Genomic DNA, 6,849 nt, shown 5'->3' with positions numbered 1-6,849 from the left:
TCGTCGGCAGCGTCAGATGTGTATAAGAGACAGCCAGAATATTAGGTATGTACGGGTCATATTTATTTTCCAAAGAATTAATCAAAATTCCTCTGTAATTTACAAAATAACTAGGTATAAATACCTAGTTATTTTGTGTTTAAATGAAATACCAACTTCATCTTTTCTCTAATTTTTTTGTAAATCTATCATATTGCATCCGAAAAAGTTCAATGACAACCGGAAGATCCTCTTCGCTTTTTATATGATAACTAATCCATCCTGATTCAGGTAATACATGATGGGGCTGCGCTAACCCTTGGTTAACCAATTCATCCCGTTTTAATTTTGGAAATGGAAGATCAGCTAATGTATCTCCATGAAGATGACCTAACTCTTTCTTTTTATAATTTAATTCAATACCACCAAATCGATGTGGTTTTTCAGAAACCCCTTCCCAGCTCAGCACTTCTTTTCTAATCATTTCACTATATGACATGGCCATTCACTCCTTTATCATTCTGAATGTAAGAATACGATACCTTTTTTCTTTAAACGTTACATCACTCAAAGGTATCAATGTATTTACGAAAATAGTTTGATATTTGCAAGGTAAATGAAGCTCATGCTTTTTCAAAAAAACCATCATTTATTCGCTCTAATTCTATTTTATATTTGATTCAAACATACATTCATTGTATACGAATAGGTACAATCAATACTGCACACTAAGATAACTAGACTCATATCCTAATTCGTATACTTAATCCTATTTCAAAACAGAAAGGTAGGAAGAATAAATGACTTCTTATATAGATTACACCTCTCCCTCTGTCCGTTTCACTCATGATCTAAGTACGAGTAATTTTTTTAAAAAAGATGAGCAAAATTATATAAATGTACTGGGAATTAAACAATTAAATACATTAGACAATACATCGTTATTAGATATTTTTTTAAGCACTGGTAACGTCGTTGAACCTCATGTACATCAAAATGCAGCTGAACTTGTTTACTGTATTTCTGGAGCAGCTATTGTTTCATTACTTAACCCGTTTACGAATCAAATTCTTAATCTCCCTATTAAACCAGGGCAAGTTGCCAACGTACCCCAAGGTTGGTGGCATTATGAAATTGCCTCTGTAGACAATACACATTTATTAGCAATTTTTAACGCTCCTACACCAGAAGTTATATTTGGTTCAGATATTTTAAGGCTGACACCCTCAAATGTAATGGCTCATACCTATTGTCTTGATGAACAAGAGTGGAAGAAAGCAATATCTCCTATTCAATCAACTACTGTAATTGGACCTCCGGCAAACTGCACTCAAAATCGAAATACTATGTACAATACACTACCTCAAAACCCAACCTATCCCGAGCAGCCACCTTCATACTACCAACAACAGTTTCCATTTCATCCATATTGGGGGTATTAATAGGAGGAGTTATCATTAAATTTTATAAATATATGAAAATTCCAAAGCTATTCTTTATCCAGTAAATTAGAGTTTAAGTATCTTTCACTTAAGACCCTATAGAAATTACATTGAATTTTACTTGAGTTAATAAGCTGAAAAATGAGTTCTAAAAAGATGTTTACTTACTCTGTAAACATCTTTTTAGAACTGTAAAAATCTTGTATGTACGAATCATATTTTCATCTTGTTTCATTACCTTAAACTACCGTAACGATTACTAGAGTTTTCACATATACTATTTATATATCAAACTGGAGGTGATGGTATCATGAATAAAGAGTACGATTCTAACAAAGATTCTTCTAACAATAAAGATATCCGCACTTCATCTTCACAATCTTCCAATTACCAATCATCACAAAACCTATATCGCCAAGGATATGTAAAGAAAAAAGGATGTAATTGCGGTAAAAACAAATAGAATTTTTCACTTTATTCAGAATTATATTTACTGTGTAATATATACACATCAAAAAAGAGCATCCATAACAGATGCTCTTTCTCTTATAAAATAAGTAAATGATTATTCATTTTGAAAGAACATTTATATAGAAAACTCTTGTTCAAAACAAGGTGACTCTATTAAATGATATTATTATTTGATTATCCAGATTATTTCACACGGATTACAACAAGCATTCACCATTGGTATAGTTAGTATCGGGATATAGAGATGTTGTTTGAAGCATCTTTACTTTCACCATTCATTTGCATAGTAAACGTAACATTAGCGTTCATGATTTCCCCCCTCTATCTTGGTTCGTTGAGTTCGTTTGTTTTGTTAGCACTTAAATTGAATTGCAACTACATTCCTTCTATTTAATAACTATTATCAGTAAAGAGTTCAGAAAATACATGGACAAGTACCAACACTTTCTCTGCCATTTTTTTACTTTCCCGCTGTAAGAGTAGATATGTCCGTTATTGTTTAAATAAACTTCTATATCCTCAGCAAACATCTTTTACATCCTCTTCTTCAATAACTCCCTTTTTATTTTCAGCCAATTTCTTCAAGTAATCAACGAATTTATTAATTATTTCCACTGCCATCATCCTTTCAATTCAAATGTCCATTTTGTTCAATAAAATAGAGTACCCGCCATTAGGTACTCTTTTGCGAAAGGAGTATGGAGCTCCAAGTATCATCTCAATTATGATAACTCGTCCCACACTTCATAATATGCTTGTCTCATTAAGTTGTTTACTAGTCCATTGTGTAATTTCTATATAACAAAGAAAATAAGGTATAATCATTTTCTATCTCCAGCATAGCTTCATACATTGGTTTATCATATCCAACGCCTTTTGCATAAACTAAAGATTTAATAAATGCCTTAATGATCCTCTTACTTTCAGGAGATAACTTACTATTGCTTATAAATTCAACTTGTGACCTAACTATCTTTCAATTCTTTATCCAAAAAAGCAATACACGCCTTTTCAACAGATGAATAAAAACCAACTGGCTTGAATCCGTATTTTGGTTCTTCGCCTTCTTTTGTTTTTTTGTACTTCTGATGTTTGCAATCACAAAAAAATGCGGTTTCTCAAATACAAGAAACCGCATTACATCAACATTTAAATTTAAATTTTAAACTGACTCGTATACAGTCCATAATAGAACCCTTGACTTTCAATTAAAGATTCATGATTGCCCCTCTCAATAATTTCTCCATCTTGAATAACCAAAATTTGATCCGCTTTTTCAATTGTTTTTAATCGATGGGCAATTACAAAGCTTGTGCGTCCCTTCATCAAATTGTTTAATCCAGATTGAATTTGGAGTTCTGTTCTTGTATCAATGTTTGATGTTGCTTCATCAAGAATTAAAATATCTGCATCTGCTAAAATTGCTCTCGCAATTGCAAGCAGTTGCTTTTGCCCCTGACTTAAATTCGATCCTTCTGAAGCAATCTCTGTTTCATATTGATTTGGTAAATGTTTAATAAAGAAATGTGCAGAGGCTGCTTTTGCTGCAGCAATAACTTCTTCATTACTTGCATCTAGCCGTCCATAACGGATATTATCCATAATTGTACCAGCAAAAAGATATGTATCTTGCAAGACGACTCCTATTTTACTTCGTAAGGAGCTAATATCGTAATCTTTTATATCTTTTCCATCAATCTTAATTTGGCCCTTATGAATATCATAAAAGCGTGTTAATAAATTAATGACTGTTGTTTTTCCTGATCCAGTGGGGCCAACAAGTGCAATCGTTTCTCCTGGATGCGCATGTAAGTTTACATCTTTTAAAATTTCTGTTTCTTTCGTATATCCAAATGATACATGTTCGAAAGAAACATTTCCTTTTAGATTCTGAACAACAATTGCATCTTTTTTGTTTTGAATTTCTGGAACTTCATCCATAATTTCAAAAACTCGCTCTCCCCCAGCAACTGCAGCTTGAATTGTATTCATAAGCGTTGCAAACTGACTAAGTGGTCTTGAGAATTGACGAGAATAGTTAATAAAAGCTGCGATGACACCAACTGTTGTCATACCATTTAAAACCATAATAGCACCTGCTAAGATAACAAGTCCCATCCCTAAGTTGTTAATAAAGTTCATACTTGGGAAGATAAACGCTGAAAATGTATCAGCTTTTGTAGCAGAAATTCTAAGTTGTTCATTAATCGCATGAAATTTATTTACTGTTTCTTTTTCTTTTCCGTACAACGTAATAACATCTGCACCTGTAATCGCTTCTTCAATAAAACCGTTCAATTCTCCTAAATCTTTTTGGCGCTTCGCAAAGTTTTTACCACTATATGCAACCAATTTTTTTGTTACAAAAAACATGATGGGTACTGTAATGAGTGTCACAATTGCTAAAATCCAATCTAGTGAAAACATTGCAATCGTCACACCAACAAATGTTAAAGCAGACGAAATGATTTGCACGACACTTTGTGTTAACGCTTGGTTTAAACTATCGATATCATTTGTAACGCGACTCATTAAATCTCCCTGTGAACGAACATCAAAGAAACGAAGAGAAAGCGTTTGGATTTTTTCAAAAATATCTTGCCTTATTTTTTGTATCGTTTTTAATGCAACATTAACCATTAAGTATGTTTGCAGCCACGTTAATAATACCGTAACGCCATAAATCCCAATGAGCAGCATACACATTCTTGCTGTCCCATTTAAATCTCTTGGTATGATATATTCATCAATAATAACTCCCATATAATATGGACCTAATAAACCAAGTAATGTTGTGACAAATACAAGAACAGTAACGAACATAAGAGCTGCTTTTTGATAACCCATATAGTTCCAAATCCTCATTACAGTTCCTTTTGTATCTTTTGGTTTTCCTGATTTGGAATTGCTACGTCCACCTTTATTTCCGAACTGTCCTTGAAAATTACGCATGCTCTTTCCCCTTTTCTTGATGCAAACTACCACCTTGGGAAAGATATATATCTTGATACACTTCACATGTTTCTATTAAATATTCGTGCGTCCCACTTCCAACTAACTCACCATGATCTAAAACTAGAATTTGATCAGCATCTATAACAGATGATATTTTTGAGGCGATTAAAAATGTTGTCGTTTCTGTGTGTTCTTCTTTCAATGCTGTTTGTATAATTCCTTCTGCTTTTGCATCAACTGCAGATGTAGAATCATCTAACACAAGGATAGATGGCTTTCGAACAAGTGCCCTTGCGATAGAAAGACGCTGTTTTTGACCACCAGAAAGGTTCGTTGCGCCTTGCGTTAAGTTATACTGATATGTATTTTCAAGCTTATTAATAAACTCCGTCGCACAAGCTGCCCCTGATGCAGATTCTATTTCACCTTGCGTTGCTTCTTCTTTACCATATCGCATATTTTCTTCAATACTCCCTGAAAACAGCAATGCCTTTTGTGGAACAAATCCGATTGAAGAGCGAAGCACCTGTAAATCGTACTCTTTGACATTGACACCATCAACAAAAATCGCACCTTGATCAACATCATATAAACGTGGAAGTAATTTAACTAAAGTAGATTTCCCACTTCCTGTAGGACCAATAATCCCTATTTTTTCACCTTTTCTTGCGGTAAATGAAATATCTTTTAAAACATATTCATTATTTTTACTGTAACTTACATGCTTAAATTCAACATTTCCCTTTACTTCCTCCGGCTGATACACATTTTTTTCATTTTCAATATCAACATTAGTTTCTAGTACTTGTTGCACACGATCAGCGGATGGGAAAGCACGCGCAATTTGAATAAATACCATACTGATGGACATAAGTGACATTAATATCATATTCAAATAGTTAATAAATGCCAAAATCGCTCCAACTTGTAGTGTACCATTAAAAATTTTTACGCCACCTATCCATAAGGTAGCTACAATACCACCATTTACAACGAGCATGATGATCGGCATCATTAATGAAATGATTTGTACTGCACGAATATTAATGCCTGTTAAGTTTTTATTTACTTTTTCAAACTGAGAAATTTCATGATTCTGTCTTACATAAGCCTTTACAACGCGAACACCAGATAGATTTTCTTGTAGTTTTGTATTCACTTTATCTAGCGCTTCTTGTACCCTTCTAAAGGATCCACTTGCATTCCCAGCGATAAAAACAATTGCAACTAAAAGAATAGGGACAACAACAAGTAGAATAGAAAATAGATCTTTTGCTGTAACAAAAACAATAATGATACTGCCTATAAATAATAATGGGCCACGAACAAGAACGCGTAATGTCATCGTCATGGCTGCTTGAATGGATGTAATATCATTTGTAACAATCGTTAGTAATTTTCCAGTCCCAAATGATTCTCGATTTTTGTAAAAACATCTTTTCTTATATCCGTTGCGAAGTTAACAGCCGCTTTCGTAGAATACATCATACATCCAAGCCCACCAATTAATCCAAGTGCTGCTGCTCCTATCATAAAAATTCCCATTTTAATTACATAATGAAAATCTTGATTAGCAATTCCAACATCAATAATATGTTGCATAATTGTCGGTTGAATTAAATCCATCGCAACCTCAAGTACCATAAACAGTGGTCCAATAACGGCGAAGAACATGTATGGTTTTAAATACTGTAACAATTTGCGAAATGATTTCATACATTGTCTCCTTTTCTTATGAAATTGTCATTTTATAACTCAAATCCCCCTCCATTCTATTCATCTGGACATTTTCATCACTACTACAATTATGTTCTACAGATTAATATTTAACATTATTAAATGATAAGTATTAATTATACATTCGTCAATCAAAGTGCCTTAATTTGATGGACAATAAGACTTTTATCACAAAACTTTATGGACGCTTATTTAACTCTATTTCAAGACAATAACAAAAAGCCGCATTCTTTCATAATAGAATGCGGCTAATTTTAATTATGTA

General features: G+C 33.1%; 4 protein-coding genes and 1 pseudogene. 2 read left to right on the top strand and 3 right to left on the bottom strand.

From position 1 onward, the window contains the following. Positions 1-157: 157 nt before the first annotated feature. Positions 158-478, bottom strand: coding sequence for a luciferase domain-containing protein (locus JDS96_RS15250; RefSeq protein WP_018767029.1), 321 nt, complete (start codon positions 476-478; stop codon positions 158-160). Positions 479-779: 301 nt separating this feature from the next. On the opposite strand from JDS96_RS15250, the gene JDS96_RS15245 reads away from it, so the two are divergent. Further along, on the top strand, positions 780-1,421 hold the full coding sequence (locus tag JDS96_RS15245) for a cupin domain-containing protein (protein ID WP_003197674.1): 642 nt from the start codon (positions 780-782) through the stop codon (positions 1,419-1,421). Between the two features lie 310 nt (positions 1,422-1,731). Further along, positions 1,732-1,884, top strand: a complete 153-nt coding sequence (locus JDS96_RS15240) for a hypothetical protein (RefSeq protein ID WP_016114857.1) — start codon at positions 1,732-1,734, stop codon at positions 1,882-1,884. Positions 1,885-3,047: 1,163 nt separating this feature from the next. On the opposite strand, the gene JDS96_RS15230 is transcribed toward JDS96_RS15240, so the two are convergent. Next, on the bottom strand, positions 3,048-4,844 hold the full coding sequence (locus JDS96_RS15230) for an ABC transporter ATP-binding protein (RefSeq protein WP_199667283.1): 1,797 nt from the start codon (positions 4,842-4,844) through the stop codon (positions 3,048-3,050). After that, positions 4,837-6,563: pseudogene (locus JDS96_RS15225) on the bottom strand (ABC transporter ATP-binding protein). The gene JDS96_RS15230 and the pseudogene JDS96_RS15225 overlap by 8 nt, the downstream one beginning before the upstream one ends. Positions 6,564-6,849 lie beyond the last annotated feature (286 nt).

The sequence above is a fragment of the Bacillus cereus group sp. N21 genome (assembly GCF_016483395.1).
GTDB lineage: Bacteria > Bacillota > Bacilli > Bacillales > Bacillaceae_G > Bacillus_A > Bacillus_A pseudomycoides.
Note: the sequence above shows the minus strand (reverse complement) of the source record. Positions and strands in the feature narration are given on the sequence as shown.